Genomic DNA, 14,194 nt, shown 5'->3' on the forward strand with positions numbered 1-14,194 from the left:
AGATAAACTTTAATATGCATTATTACAAAACCCTTGGCCTTACCCTGATTGCAACGGCCACGTTAAATAGCTGCGCCATCGTTCCTGAGCCGGTTAATCCTCAAGATCGCCTGTCCAGCATGATCAGTGACCGTGCTGAAATGTACCGCCAGCAGGAACCTATCAACCAACCCCTGACTTTCTACGATGCGCTGGCGCGGGCGCTAAAATATAATTTCGATCACCGCCTGACCGTGATGGAGGTGGTGTTACAGGATAGCCAGCTTGAGGTCGCTACCATCAATATGCTGCCGCGTCTGGCTATCAATGCCGGTTATCAAGGCCGCCAGGATGAGCTGGCGTCCAGCAGCCAATCGGTTCTTACCCGCAGGCAATCGCTGGAAGCTTCAACCTCCCAGGACACCTCGCGCGGCGTCGCCGACCTGTCCTTTACCTGGAACCTGCTCGACTTCGGTGTCAGTTATTTCCAGGCCAAACAACAAGCCGACCGGATATTGATTGCGCAAGAACGCCGCCGCAAGGTCATCAACAACCTGATCAAAGAAGTTTTGTCGGCTTATTGGAGCGCCAATATCGCCGACCGCTTGCTGCCCAAACTGGTGCCGGTGCTGGCCGATGCCGAAAAAGCGCTGGCGCTGAGCAAAACCATCGGCGAAGACCGGCTGCAACCGGTGGTCGGTACGCTCGAATACCAGCGCAGCCTGTTGCGCACTATCGCGCAATTGAAAAAGCTGAAAGCCGATCTGTCCATCGCCAAGCCCAAGCTGGCCGGTTTAATCAATGCGCCGATGAACACGGGCTTTACGCTGGCAAAACCGGAGCAAACCCCGGAACCACCGAAACTGAAAGCAACGCCGGCCGAACTGGAAAACCTGGGACTGTTTTACCGGCCGGAATTACGCGAGGAAATTTACCAGGAGCGTATCAGCCGCAACGAAGTCTGGAAAGAAATGCTGAAAGTGCTGCCTGGCCTGACTATCCCAATATCGGCAAACTGGGACAGCAACTCTTTCCTGGTTCATTCGATGTGGCTGGAGGCCGGCGCCCGCACCACGTTCAACCTGGTTAACCTGCTGGCGGCGCCTAAAGTGTGGAGAACGGCCGAAACCCAGGTCGAAGTTGCCCGGACCCGCCGCAAAGCGCTGAGCGTCGCCGCTCTGGTGCAGATTAATATCGGCTACCAGCAATATCTTAAAGCGCTGGACGGTTATCAAAGCGCCACTGAATTGAGCAAGATCGACGAAAGCCTGTTCAAGGCCGTGACCGATAATACCGAGGTCGATGCCGGCTCCGAACTTGACCGCATCCACGCGGCCACCGCCGCGCTTGCCTCGCAGCTGGAAAAAGAGCAAAGCATGTCGGAAGTTTACGCGGCGCTCGGCAATATCTACTCTTCAATCGGTCTGGACCCTGCGACCGGTCAGATCGACCATGTAACCGTGCGCGCCCTGTCCGTTCAATTGGAAAAAACCTTAAGCCGCTGGTATGCCGGCGACTTGCCAAAATTGCCGAATGAAGCCGCGCCGCTCCAAACCGGGCTGAACAAGCAATGAGACGTTCAACGATGATCCTGGCGCTTGCGTTGGCGCAGGCTCCGGCCTTGGCTGAGCCGCCTGCTCCAGCCGAACTGCACCTTCGCGCCCAGCTCAAAGCCCGGCAAAGCACGATGATTGCCAGCGAAATAAGCGCCCGGATCAGCCAGCTTAAGCTGCATGACGGCGAGCGCTTTTCGGCCGGACAAGTGCTGATCGGTTTTCACTGTACGCTTGAGGAAGCGCAGTTAAGTAAAGCTCAAGCAACGCTGGGGAAAAAAATTAGAACTTACGAGGTGAATCAGCAACTGGAAACCCGGCGCTCGATCGGCGCGCTGGAGCTTGCGGTGTCCAAGGCCGAGTCGGAAGAAGCCAAAGCCGACCTGCGCATTGCCCAGGCTATGGTGGATCGCTGCGTTATTCATGCGCCGTTTTCCGGCAAAGTATCGGAAGTGATCGCCCGCCCTTACCAATCGGTCCGTCCCGGCGATCCGCTGCTGGAAATTCTTGACGACAAGGATCTGGAGGTTGAATTCATGGCATCCTCGCGCTCCATGCCTAACCTGGCTCCCGGCAAGCGTTTCCGGGTTACGCTGGATGAGGTCGCCAAATCTTACCAGGCCGAAATAACCCGGATCGGCGGCAAAGTCGATCCGGTCAGCCAAACGGTTAAAGTATACGGCCGCATTATCGACAAGGCCGACGAGTTGTTACCCGGCATGAGCGGCGCTATCGAGTTCCCGGCAAGTCAGTGAACGAATATCCCGGCCAGCATCTACTCCGGCTCACGCTCTTACTGCAACTGGAATCCCGCGCCCGGCTGGCCCCGGCCGAGGAATTGCCTTATGTAATGGTCAATGAGACCAGCGAGCTGTTTCCTTACCGGCAGGCGTTGCTTTGGCGCAAGGAGCCGGCTAGCCTGATTGCGGCGTCCGGGGTCGCCGGCCTGGAAAAAAACAGTCCTTACGCACTCTGGGCAATGCCGATGATGCAGCATTTTTCCAGGGATCCGCGCGCCGAGTTAATTTCTGCTTTCGGCGCTGACGACCTGCCGCCTGAACTGGCCCGCGACTGGCATGAATGGGCGCCCGAATTTGGCTTGTGGGTGCCGTTGCCGACGCCGTCGGGTGGAACTCATATACTGGCGTTTTTCAGGGAAACGCCCTGGAACGAAGCCGAGATCCATTTACTCTCTTACCTGACCGAAACCTACGGTTATGCACTGGCCTTGTCTGAAGCAGCCAAACCGCACAAGCCTTGGAAAGAACGGATTCAGGACCGCAAGCGGCCGTTTATTATCGGCGGCCTGGTGCTGGCCGCCGCTTTTTTCCCGGTTCGGCAATCGGTCCTGGCCGAAGCGGAAGTGATTCCGCACCAGCCCAACCTGGTGCGCGCGCCGCTGGAAGGCGTGGTAGAAAATTTCTACGTCCAACCGAACGAAGAAGTCAGTGCCGGGCAAAAGTTGTTCTCGCTGGATACGACCCAATTGCAAAGCCGCCTCAAAGTGGCCGAGGAAACCCGCGACATCGCCCAAACCGAATACCTGCAAATGACACAACAGGCGCTGCTGGACCCTACGGTAAAAGCCAAGCTGGCCGGCCTGAAAAGCAAATGGGATCAACAGGCGGCGGAAGTCGATTATGTGCGCACCTTGCTCGAACGTTGCGTGGTCACGGCTAATCAGGCCGGGGTGACGGTATTCGACGATCCGAACGATTGGTTGGGTCGGCCGGTCACGCAGGGCGAAAAAATCCTCGCTGTCGCCAATCCGCAAACCGTCGAACTGGAAATCCGCCTGCCGATGGATGATTTAATCGCGCTGAAAGCGGGCGACGAGGTGCTGTTTTTCCCCAATGTTGCCCCGCATCGCCCGTTGCCGGCCAGCCTGACTTATTTCAGCTATCGCACTAGCCCCACCCCGGCCGAGGTGATGGCCTACCGGCTCAAAGCCGGTTTTTCGGATACCGCCAATCTGCCGCGCCTGGGCTACCACGGCACCGCCAAGCTCTACGGTACGCGGCGGCCGTTCCTGCTTTGGTTGCTGCGTAAGCCGTTACGCACCGCACGGTTATGGCTGCCGTGGTAGAACCCGGAAAAACCGACTGGCCGGAACTGCGTGAAGATTTGGCGCTTTCTCCCGGCCCCAGGGCGTCCGACGGCGCGCCGACCTGGACCTTGCATGATCCGGCTGCGCACCGGTATTACCGGCTGGGCTGGCTGGAGTTCGAATGCCTGCAACATTGGGGCTTGGCCGATGCGCAAGCCATTGCAGAGGCCATTGAGCACAATACGCCGCTCAATACCGAAGCCGCCGAGATCGCGGAATTCGCCCTGTTCCTGGACAAACACCAATTAGCCAAGCCGCGCGGCCCGGCAGCGAGCCGCCGTCTGGCAGAGATCAAGAAAGCTTCGCATACCGGATTCTGGCTCTGGCTATTGCACAATTACCTGTTTATGCGCGTTCCGTTGCTGCGCCCCGATCCTTATTTGAAGAAAGCTCTGCCTTCGCTAAGCTGGTTGTTTCAACGGCGGTCTATTGTATTGTTGCTGGTCATGGCCTGCGTGGCAGTCTACCTGGTCGCCCAGCAATGGAGTTCATTCAGCCATAGTTTTCTCTACGTATTAACGCCGGAGGGAATACTGATCTCGGCGGCGATGCTGTCCTCGTCCAAACTGCTCCACGAACTGGGGCACGCTTTCACCGCCAGCCGAGCCGGATGCCGGGTGCCCTGCATGGGCATCGCGCTGATGATGGGGTTGCCGGTGCTGTGGACTGATGTGACTGATGCCTGGCGTCTGCCACGCCGCCACGACCGCCTGCTGATCGATGCCGCCGGGATGCTCGCCGAACTGGCGCTGGCCGTGCTGGCAACGCTGCTATGGGTAGTGCTGCCGGACGGGGCATTGCGCAGCGGCGTTTATGTGCTGGCCAGCACGACTTGGCTGATAACGCTGGCGATTAATCTCAATCCGTTCATGCGCTTCGACGGCTATTATTTGTTTGCCGATTACCTGGATGTCGCCAACCTGCAAGACCGCTCTTTTGCGCTGGCGCGCTGGCATCTGCGCGAAAGCCTGTTTCGCTTCGAACTGCCGCCGCCGGAAGTCTGGCCGCAAAACCGCCGCCGTCTGCTGATTGCCTACGCTTACGCAACTTGGATTTATCGCTTGCTGCTGTTTGCCGGTATCGCCTGGGCGGTTTATCACTTTTTTTTCAAGGCACTGGGCTTGGCGCTGTTCGCGGTGGAAATCATCTGGTTCATCCTGCGCCCGATGACCAAGGAAGTTGCGGTCTGGCGAGAGCTGTTCGCCAGCCACGGCAAAGCCATGCGGCCTTGTCTGGCTTGGCTGTTGCCCGTCATCGTTCTGGCCTTGCTGTTCATTCCCTGGCAAGCGCATTTGCTGATTCCGGGACTGCTGCGCGCCGAAGCCGAATTTACCTTGTACAGCACGCAACCGGCACGGGTCGAGCGCGTGCTGGTGCATGAAGGGCAAAACGTTAAGGCCGGACAAATCCTGGCCGAACTGGCTTCGCCCGATCTTGATTTTCGCATTGCCAGCGCCGAGCGGCATTGGATGGAATTAACCCAACAGCTGGCATCGCAAAGCCTCGACCTGGCCTTGGCGCGGCATAACCCGATGGACCTGGAAGCCTTGCAATCAACATTGGCCGAACTGGAAGGCCTGCGTGGCGCGCACGAGCAACTGACTTTGCGCGCGACGTTCGACGGCTATATCCGGGACTTATCGGATTCGTTACGCCTAGGCGAGTGGCTGGCTAAGGATGAACCGCTGGGAATGGTTGTCGGCGCCGGCAATCTGGCCGTGGCTTATGCCGAAGAAGCCGACTTGAGCCGCTTGCAGCCGGGCGCGGAAGGCCTGTTTTACCCGGACGGGGCTGACCTACCGGCATTCCCGGCGCAGGTGCTGAGCATTGACCGGACCGGCGCCCGGCAACTGACGCTGGTGGAACTCGCCTCCCGTTATGGGGGAGCCATCGCGGTCCGCGAGGATGAGCAGCACCGGTTGATTCCTGAGCAAGGCGTTTACCGCTTGCTGCTGCAAACCGGAAATACCGTATCCGCGCAGCCCATTACCGTTCGCGGCCGACTGGCGTTGAGCACGCCGCCGGAAAGTCTGGCCGGGCGTCTGGTGCGTTCGGCGGTGGCGATATTGATCAGGGAAAGCGGTTGGTAGGACATGCCGTGCGCACCTTTTCAATCTGAATCTGACCGGGATTTATACCTAAAAACTCTAGGCGTAGTCAGCTGGGCCGCCATTAACTTGCCCAACGGGAACAGCGCAAATTGACAGAGCCAGTCGGTCATCTCGGTACCCCGTAAGCCATCACAAACACCATCGGCGTTAATGACAAGCCAATCGTCCACCATCGGATTACGCCCCTTTAATGGCTGTAGCCAAGCCGACGCCCAGCGCAGTGACCAGCGGAACGGTAATGGTCGAGGTGGTGACGCCGCCGGAATCGTAGGCGATGCCGATGATTTCAGGGGGCGCAAAAGGCGTCATGATAATCACCCCGCAATAACCGCCGATAATCAGGTAATACAACGGCCAGCCCCGGATAATTCTCAATACGCCGACCAAAATGGCAAAGCCGACCGACAGCGCAACGGTAATGCGCAAGCCGAACGCATAACTGTCTTTAGCGTCCTCGGTTTGCCCGATAATACCGGCCTTACTGGCAATGCTCGCCGCCTCCTGGGCAATGGCGATCAGCGCCGGTTCCGCCACCGTAGTGCCAAAGCCCAAACAAAAAGCAAACGTCAGCAGCCAGAACAAACTGCCTTTGCGGGCGAGCGCATAAGCCATCGATTCGCCGATTGGGAACAGGCTTTGCTCAAGCCCGTGAACAAACAGGGTAAGGCCGAGAACAACGAAAAGAGTGCCTGCGATTAAATTACCGACATCGGGAATAGATTGTCGGATAACCAAAACCTGGAACACCAAAACAACCGCAAGGATAGGCGCCAAGTCCAGAAAACTGCCGAACAGTTGTTTAATAAAAGGATTTTTAAACATCCAGGTCCTTTATCCGGGTTGAATTCGCCAAGCTCAACATTGCTCGACCTCTTTTTTAAACGCTTTTATTTCCCGTGAAGGCCCCATCACCACCAGAATATCTCCCGCATCCAGACGGTGCTCTTTTTCGCCGATTGCAAAATGCAATTGATCGCCTAATTCCCTATCGACAACGCCGATCAGAATGAGATTATGTTTTTCACTCAGTTTTAAGTCGCTGGCTTTGGTGTTTTCCAGACAGGAGCCTTTAGGGATTTCTACTTGCGCCATGTTCAAGTCATACCGGCCGAAAACAGTATTATCCAGAATATTGGTAATATCCGGTTTGGTTAACATTTCGTGGGTTTTCCTGCCGCAAATCTCATAGGGATCGATGATCTTATTAGCGCCTGCGGCCAATAATTTTTCAGCGGATTCAGGGTCGTCGACAATAGCGACAATGGTAATATTTTTATCAATCGCCCGCGCTGAAATAGTTAAAAACACATTGTCGAAATCCCTGGGATAAAAACAAAACAGGGTATCGACATCAGTACCTATGCCTATCGATCGAAGCGCATCGTCATTGCGAAAATCAATGACTTTGGTGTCAAAGCCTTTTTCTGCGACCAGCGCGGCTTCGGCCTCGTCTTTCCCGATAAAAATAATGCTGCATTGCTCCGGATTCAATCGGCTCATCGCTTCCAAAGACATCACACTGTAGCCAAATACGGCAATGCGTTTCATCGTTTTCTCCCGCGTTTTAACCGGCTTTTTTCAATTTGATCACGGAAATAGTCGATAGAGTATTCCCTGCCTATAACGACCAGCAAGTCACCGTCCCGTAATACAAAGAATGACTCCGGATTAAAATAAAAATGCTGATTTTTTATCGGATAGCTGTTCTTATGTTTTTGATGCACCGGATTGGCGCTGATTATCCCCAGCAACATCAGTTTCCTTTTTTCAAAGTCAATCTCGGCGATGCTCATCCGCTCAATGAATGAACCGGGATGCACGCACAATGTTTCCATGATGATGTGGCTTTCCTCACGGATGATGCCCAAAATCGCCTCAAAAGCCACCGGCTGACCGATATATTCGGCGACCACCATTCCGGCTATTTCAAACGGCTGGATAACATTGCTTGCGCCCGCCTGATAGAGTTTTTTTACATTATCCTGATTGTTGGCGCGGGAAATAATCTTGATACCCGGGTTTAAATGCCGACTGGTCAGCGTGATATAAACATTGATAACATCATCGCCGGTCGTACAGATAACCGCCGTTGCACCGTTATTAATACCCGCGTTCTGTATCACTCCGTTTTTGCTGGCATCCTCATGGATAACCAGATAGCCCAAGCGCTTTGCTTTTAAGACGTTAGCTTCTTTGGGATCGATAATAACAAAATTCAGCTGGTCTTTTTCAAGTTGCCTGGCGATATGCTGCCCTACCCGGCCAAATCCGCAAATAATAATAAAGTCATCAAAGCGGTTCAGTGCGGCGTAAGTACTGTTTTCGCGCAACTCGTCCATCTCCTCATTAAATGCCGTAACGATGATGGAAACCAGAAAAGACAAGACGCCCAGACCCACCAGAATCAATACCATTGCAATGATTCGTCCGCCGGTCGTCTGCGGCGATATATCGCCGTAGCCGACGGTTGCCACAGTAACGACCGCCCAGTAAAACCCCTCGAACAGGTTTTTAACCTGCCCGCCATTAGCGGGGTTTTCAAACAAATAAATGGCCGTGCTGCCGATAAACACCAGAAAACCCAAAAAAATGCCCAGCGTAACGAGCTCGAAGCGCCTGCTGACCAAGATCCTGGCAAATACTTTGATGCTATTAAAATAGCGGAACAGCTTAAACAGGCGAAAAAGAAGAAATATCCGCATGACCCGCAACGGCCTGTAGGTAGGCAAAATAGCGAGCAAATCGATCAAGGCCAGCGGGGTAAAAATATACTTTATTTTCTTGGCAAGAATGATTCCGGTAACCTTGCCCAGACGAAAAGGAACATTCAAATATTCGGCCTTTTCATAATGTTCAAGAATGATTTTGTGATTGTCGCTGTACAGCCAGCCCCGCAACAAATACTCGGCGATAAACAGACTGATTACGCAACGCTCGAACAACACCTCGCTTTCGCCCAATTTATGATCCACCTCGTAAATCAGCAGAAAAACGCTGAGCATCACTAGGCAAATCATAAACACATCGAAATATGATTTAAGCGGGCTGCCGGCATTCTCCAGCAGGTCATAGAAAAACAGCTTGGTGCGTTGGTAACGCTTCGATGCTTTCAGGAAGTAAGCAAAATAAACAATCAGTCGTGTGAGCATATTTCTGCCGGCAAGCCTTCTTCAATGGTTAACGATTGTGTGACGGTATGGACTTCGTTGCAGTTCAAATCATCCCGAAAGCATGGCATCTCTTGCCGATGTAATTTATTCATGAGGCTTACTAATTTCCGGCTTGGCGGTAAGGTAACGTTGTTTAGGACTGGAAGGTTTGTCGGGAATGGTTAGAGCCAATCAACTCTTTTTCAAGCGTGTCGGTCAATTCGCATTTGAGTTCGATACGATTGGATTCTTGCAATTCTTGTTTAATCATGGCTTTTTAAACTTCACAACCTTGTTCAAAGGACTCAGGTTGATTTCATCGATCACTATCTGCGCCCGTGAATTAAGCACGTAAGACACCGCCTCGGCGACATCTTCCGGCTCGATAAAATTGCTTGGCTCATCGCCCGGCTCGAAAGACAGTTGCTCAAAAAATGCGGTTTTGACCATGCCGGGATTAATCAGGCAGACCCGCACATTGCTTTTGCCGCATTCTTCGCGCAAGGCTTGGGTAAAGCCCCGCAGCGCAAACTTGGCGGCGCAATACATCGCACCTTTGCGACTGCCTTTCAGAGCAGCTTCCGACCCGATAAAAATCAAATCGCCGTGATCTTTGCGCTTTAAGGCGGGCAGCAGCGCCTTAACTAAAAAGGCTTGACTGGTAAAGTTCAGGGTCATCAAGTCTTCAATTTGAGCATAAGAAAACTCTTCCACCGAGCCGAACTGCCCCCGCCCGGCACACAGGACCACCGCATCGATTCCGGGGAAGGCTAGCTCCAGTTCGCGGATTTTTTGCGGTATGTCATTTAACCGGCTTAAATCCAGTTGCACGGGAGTGAAGCTCTCCATCTGCCGGATAAACTTGGTGCTATCACGGGACACGCCGATGACATGATGGCCCTGTTGCAATAAATTCCTGGCGATGGCGCGGCCGATGCCGGAGCTGGCTCCGGTCACCAGAACGGTGCGTTTAATAGAGTTCATAAGTAACTTCTCAGTAAAAAATGTTCACCACGAACGACTGCAAGGATGCAGGAGGTAGAGCAATGCAGGAGCAATTGCCGAGACACGAAGAAATAAAACTTCGTGTTCTTCGTGTCTTCGTGGTGAATAAAAGCTTTTTTAGTCGTCTATTTACCATCATGCCGAACAAAGTTACGTGCATGGAAAAAATTTGGCGGCTGGAATGTAATTTAAGAGTTGTTCGGTGCAGTAGTGCATCATCTCCTGCTCCAGTTCCTGCTTGTAGGACACCATGCCTTGCTGACTAACCAATGGCCCGGCAAAGAGTTTTTCTTCAGGATAAAGTTTATGCACTTTTTTAAAGAAGTTCTCCGGCAATCTGAACACGCCAAGGCTGACCGAATGCAGCCGGTTTAAATCGATACGGAAAAAAACCTGCTCGAACAACTGCAGATACTGCTCTCGGTAGCCGACTTGATAAATCAGCGGATCGAAACGCAACCCGATTTGCCAGCCTTGTTCCTGCAATTTGCACAGCGCATCCAGACGGCGCTCAACCGACGGCGCTTTATCCTCGACTTTTGCGGCGATTTCATCCGGCGACAGGCTGAACGCCACGATGCAGCGCGGCAGCGGTTCGCGATTTAACAGACTTCTGACCTGGGTGCTTTTGGTTCTTAGCTCCAGCCAGGCATTGGGCAACGTTGCAAAAAACGGCAAGAACTGCTCGGCAAAGCCGGTTACCGGCTCCAAAGCCAGACTGTCGCAATCGTAGCCGGAAAAAAAATGCAGGTTTTCATCAGGCGACTCAACGCACAGTTGCCGGATGTCTTGCTGAAAATCCTCGTAATTGACAAACAGCACATAGTTGGCCGACTGGTACATGCCCTGCAAAAAACAGTAGCGGCAGTCGTACAGGCAATTGAGCATGTGCGAGAAGTAGTAATTCCTTGTCGCCCCGATGCCGTAACCCAAGGGCGCAGGCAGCGCATAGTTTTTATATTTTTCCGCCAGTATCAAGGCGGGCTGTTGCTTTTGCAGGCGGAAGTTTTGCGCTTTGGGGTTAAACACTTCGCCGTAACGGCCGCAGGTTATTTTCCTGGCTTGCGGGAAGCGCGCCACGATGTCCAACACACGCGGGTGTTGCAGGATGGCTTCTTCGATGTAAATGGTTTCAATCATATAGGCACAATGGAACTCAGATGACGCCGATAACTATGATGAACGCAGACAATTCAAGAAAAATCTTACTTAATCATAACTATCAGCGTCATCTGCGTTCTATTTTAATAGTTATCCAGCAATTTATATGGGTTTATCGTTTGATGCGCGTAATGTAGCACAGCTTGCCCCATCAAAAGGCTTGTGATTTATCACACCGACCTTATATAGGGTAAAATACTTTCAACTCAACCAACACATTATCAACCATGAAAACAAACAAGATAGGTTTTATCGGCGGCGGCAATATGGCATCCAGCCTGATCAGCGGATTGATTGCCAGCGGCCATGTCCCGGAACAGATTTGGGTGTCGGATATTAGCCCGGACACGCTAACCGCCCTGAAAACACAGCTAAACGTGAACACGTCGGTAAACAATGACGACATCATTAATGCGGTCGATGTCGTGGTCCTCGCGGTCAAGCCGCAGACACTGAGTGCTGTGGCGCAAAGCATCGCCGCGCAGGTTCAGCAAAAAAAATCGCTGGTGGTATCGATCGCTGCCGGTATTAACCAGAACAGTTTGAGCCGCTGGCTGGGCGCGGATACCGCCATCGTGCGCTGCATGCCCAACACCCCGGCGCTGGTGTTGACCGGCGCTACCGCATTGCATGCCAACGACAAGGTGACAGGCGAACAACGCGATCTGGCGGAAAATATTTTACGTTCGGTCGGCATTGCGTTGTGGGTTGAAGATGAAGCCGAGTTGGACGCGGTAACCGCCGTTTCCGGCAGCGGCCCCGCCTATTATTTCCTGCTGATGGAAGCCATGGAAAAAGCCGCGTTGGAACTGGGCTTAAGTCAAGAGACAGCCCGTTTGCTGGTGCAACAAACCGCATTGGGCGCAGCCAAAATAGCGCTGGAATCAGCCGAATCGCCGGAGCAGTTACGCAAACGCGTCACCTCGCCCGGCGGCACCACGCAACGGGCCATAGAGACTTTTGAGCAAGGTGGCTTTACCGAACTGGTTTCAAAAGCGTTACACGCGGCACGAGACCGCTCTATTGAAATGTCTAAACAAATGGAGAATTCATAATGGATTCGAGCTACATGACCGACCCGGCTATTTTTGTAATCGATTCGCTGTTTTCGCTGTATATCCTGGCGGTGCTGCTGCGCTTTTTATTGCAATGGTGCGGCGCCGATTTTTACAATCCTATCTCCCAATTCCTGGTCAAGGCGACGCATCCGCCGTTAAAACTGCTGCGCCGCTTTGTGCCGTCTATCGGCAAGATCGATACGTCCTCGCTGGTGCTGGTATTCGCCCTGCAAACACTGGCCGATTTTTCCATATTGCTGCTGAAAGGCGTCGCGATCAGTATCGGCGCATTGACCATTTTATCGCTGACCCAACTGGTGTCGCTGCTGATCAACATCTTCATCTATGCGGTATTTGCCAGAGCCATCCTCAGCTGGATGAATCCCGGCTCGTTTAATGCCGCGTCGTCTATCTTGTACAGCCTGACCGAGCCTGTGCTCAACCTCTGCCGCAGATTCATTCCCGACTTGGGCGGCATAGACTTGTCGCCGTTGGCCGCGTTAATGCTGTTGCAGCTGGCGAAAATGGTCATACTGCCGCCGTTGCATCAATTAGCCAGCTTGATCGGTTGAACTGGTACCATTGGGAACATGGAGTTTTAACCTTGAATCTCCATGTTCAGCCCAAAGCCAGCAAGGATGAATGGGCGGGGCTGCACGGCGAGCGCTTGAAGTTGAGAGTCAAAGCCGCGCCGGTCGACGGCAAAGCCAACCAGCACCTGATTGCATTCATAGCCGATGAGTTTGGCGTCAGCAAATCGGCCTGCAAGCTCATAACGGGCGAATCCGGGCGGGAAAAGCGTATCGCCATTAATTCGCCAAAGAAGCTCCCCTCCCTGCCGGATTCCCTGCACTTTGATATTTCTTTGTAACGGTTGCGTTTTGCATAAATACGAGAAGGTTCAAGACTAAAGAACGGCTTGTTTTTTCGCCTTGCGCCTTTTGCCCTTCGCCTACTCTTCAGTATCTGCTATCTTTATAATTTATTTTTCTTGAAAAAATCACACCTCAGCCATGCAAGCACGCACTTTTTCAGTCAGTTTTTTTCTAGTTTGTTTCCTTTGTCTAAGCAGCCAGTCCGCATTTGCCAAAAAGATGTACCGATGGGTCAATGAGAATGGAGAAACCATTTTCTCCGACCAAGTGCCGCCGGAACAGTCTCAATTGCGCAGGGAGTCGCTAAACGAAAAAGGCCGGGTTGTTGAAGTCACCGAAAAGGAAAAAACCAAAGAACAGCAGGCTATCGATAACCGGCTGAACGCCCTGAAAAAAGCCCAGGAAAAAATCATCGCCCAGCAAGCGGCCAACGACAAAGTGCTGCTCAGTACTTTTCGTAATGTGACGGACATGGAAGCGAGCCTTTACGCAACCTTACAGTCTCTGGATGCCCAGCGGAATATGGCTCAAGGCAATTTAAAACGCGTGGAAGATCAACTGGCATCCCAACAAAAGAAAGCCGCAGAACTCGAACGAAACGGCAAAAAAGTGCCAAAAAACTTGCTGGACGAGATCAAGCAAACAGAAGAACAGATACAAGTCGCTTATGCCGAAATAAACAAGCAAATCGAAAAAAAGAATCGTGCCAAAGCCGAATTCGAAGCCAACATTGAACGCTTTAAATTCTTAACCCAGGAAAATACAGATCCATCGAAAGCGACTGACAAAACAGCACAAGCTAAAGTCGCCGATGAGATCGGCCTGTATGCCTGCGAAACCGATGCGCTATGCGTAAAGGCCTGGACTAACGCACATGACTTTATCAAAGCCAATGCCACGACACCGATTGACACCGATACCGACAAATTGATTATGGGCCGCGCGCCCGCAAACGACAGCGACCTGAGCTTGTCGGTTTCAAAAATAGAGGATGAGAACAAAAAACAGCAGCTTTTTCTCGATATTCACTGCCGGGAATCATCGCTGGGCACTGAGCTTTGCGCCAGTCAGAAAGTACGTGATATAAGGTCGGCGTTCAGGCCGTTTATTGAGGCTGCGATGGGTAAGTAACGGGGTTGGCTGGTAAGTATGCTTTGCATACCATAGTCGCCGAGAAGGTACCTACTTGACTGGTA

13 protein-coding genes are annotated in these 14,194 nt (G+C 52.8%); 8 read left to right on the top strand and 5 right to left on the bottom strand.

Translation table 11 applies throughout. From position 1 onward, the window contains the following. Positions 1-14: 14 nt before the first annotated feature. From METTU_RS07575 to METTU_RS07590, 4 genes are read left to right on the top strand one after another with little or no spacing between them, the layout of a single operon-like run. Positions 15-1,553 (top strand): TolC family protein, encoded by a 1,539-nt coding sequence (locus METTU_RS07575; RefSeq protein WP_006890721.1) that lies wholly within the window; start codon positions 15-17, stop codon positions 1,551-1,553. Beyond that, positions 1,550-2,287, top strand: a complete 738-nt coding sequence (locus METTU_RS07580) for an efflux RND transporter periplasmic adaptor subunit (protein WP_040579699.1) — start codon at positions 1,550-1,552, stop codon at positions 2,285-2,287. Before METTU_RS07575 ends, METTU_RS07580 begins: the two co-directional genes overlap by 4 nt. Further along, on the top strand, positions 2,284-3,618 hold the full coding sequence (locus METTU_RS07585) for an efflux RND transporter periplasmic adaptor subunit (RefSeq protein ID WP_006890723.1): 1,335 nt from the start codon (positions 2,284-2,286) through the stop codon (positions 3,616-3,618). The genes METTU_RS07580 and METTU_RS07585 overlap by 4 nt, the downstream gene beginning before the upstream one ends. Next, the gene (locus tag METTU_RS07590) at positions 3,603-5,729 is read left to right on the top strand and encodes an efflux RND transporter periplasmic adaptor subunit (protein WP_006890724.1); all 2,127 of its coding nucleotides are present in this window, start codon (positions 3,603-3,605) and stop codon (positions 5,727-5,729) included. Before METTU_RS07585 ends, METTU_RS07590 begins: the two co-directional genes overlap by 16 nt. A gap of 198 nt (positions 5,730-5,927) precedes the next feature. Here METTU_RS07590 and METTU_RS07595 read toward each other — a convergent pair whose 3' ends face one another. From METTU_RS07595 to METTU_RS07615, 5 genes are all read right to left on the bottom strand, one after another. Continuing rightward, on the bottom strand, positions 5,928-6,572 hold the full coding sequence (locus METTU_RS07595; protein ID WP_006890726.1) for a DUF1538 domain-containing protein: 645 nt from the start codon (positions 6,570-6,572) through the stop codon (positions 5,928-5,930). Between the two features lie 33 nt (positions 6,573-6,605). Next, positions 6,606-7,298, bottom strand: coding sequence for a potassium channel family protein (locus tag METTU_RS07600; protein ID WP_006890727.1), 693 nt, complete (start codon positions 7,296-7,298; stop codon positions 6,606-6,608). Continuing rightward, positions 7,295-8,899: an NAD-binding protein gene (locus METTU_RS07605; protein ID WP_006890728.1), complete on the bottom strand. Its 1,605-nt coding sequence runs from the start codon at positions 8,897-8,899 to the stop codon at positions 7,295-7,297. Before METTU_RS07605 ends, METTU_RS07600 begins: the two co-directional genes overlap by 4 nt. Positions 8,900-9,166: 267 nt before the next feature. Then, positions 9,167-9,883: an SDR family oxidoreductase gene (locus tag METTU_RS07610; protein WP_006890730.1), complete on the bottom strand. Its 717-nt coding sequence runs from the start codon at positions 9,881-9,883 to the stop codon at positions 9,167-9,169. A gap of 171 nt (positions 9,884-10,054) precedes the next feature. After that, a complete protein-coding gene (locus tag METTU_RS07615) occupies positions 10,055-11,044 on the bottom strand; it encodes an SPL family radical SAM protein (RefSeq protein WP_006890731.1) in 990 nt (329 codons plus the stop codon). A gap of 248 nt (positions 11,045-11,292) precedes the next feature. Between METTU_RS07615 and proC the strand changes: the two genes are divergently transcribed. The 4 genes from proC to METTU_RS07635 all read left to right on the top strand — a co-directional run bounded on the left by proC (position 11,293) and on the right by METTU_RS07635 (position 14,129). Beyond that, on the top strand, positions 11,293-12,120 hold the full coding sequence (proC, locus tag METTU_RS07620; RefSeq protein WP_006890733.1) for a pyrroline-5-carboxylate reductase: 828 nt from the start codon (positions 11,293-11,295) through the stop codon (positions 12,118-12,120). Then, a complete protein-coding gene (locus METTU_RS07625) occupies positions 12,120-12,695 on the top strand; it encodes a YggT family protein (protein WP_006890734.1) in 576 nt (191 codons plus the stop codon). Before proC ends, METTU_RS07625 begins: the two co-directional genes overlap by 1 nt. A gap of 32 nt (positions 12,696-12,727) precedes the next feature. Then, the gene (locus tag METTU_RS07630; RefSeq protein ID WP_254257837.1) at positions 12,728-12,994 is read left to right on the top strand and encodes a DUF167 family protein; all 267 of its coding nucleotides are present in this window, start codon (positions 12,728-12,730) and stop codon (positions 12,992-12,994) included. Positions 12,995-13,136: 142 nt separating this feature from the next. Continuing rightward, the gene (locus METTU_RS07635; RefSeq protein WP_006890736.1) at positions 13,137-14,129 is read left to right on the top strand and encodes a DUF4124 domain-containing protein; all 993 of its coding nucleotides are present in this window, start codon (positions 13,137-13,139) and stop codon (positions 14,127-14,129) included. Positions 14,130-14,194 lie beyond the last annotated feature (65 nt).

This window comes from Methylobacter tundripaludum SV96 (assembly GCF_000190755.2).
Taxonomy (GTDB): Bacteria; Pseudomonadota; Gammaproteobacteria; order Methylococcales; family Methylomonadaceae; genus Methylobacter_A; species Methylobacter_A tundripaludum.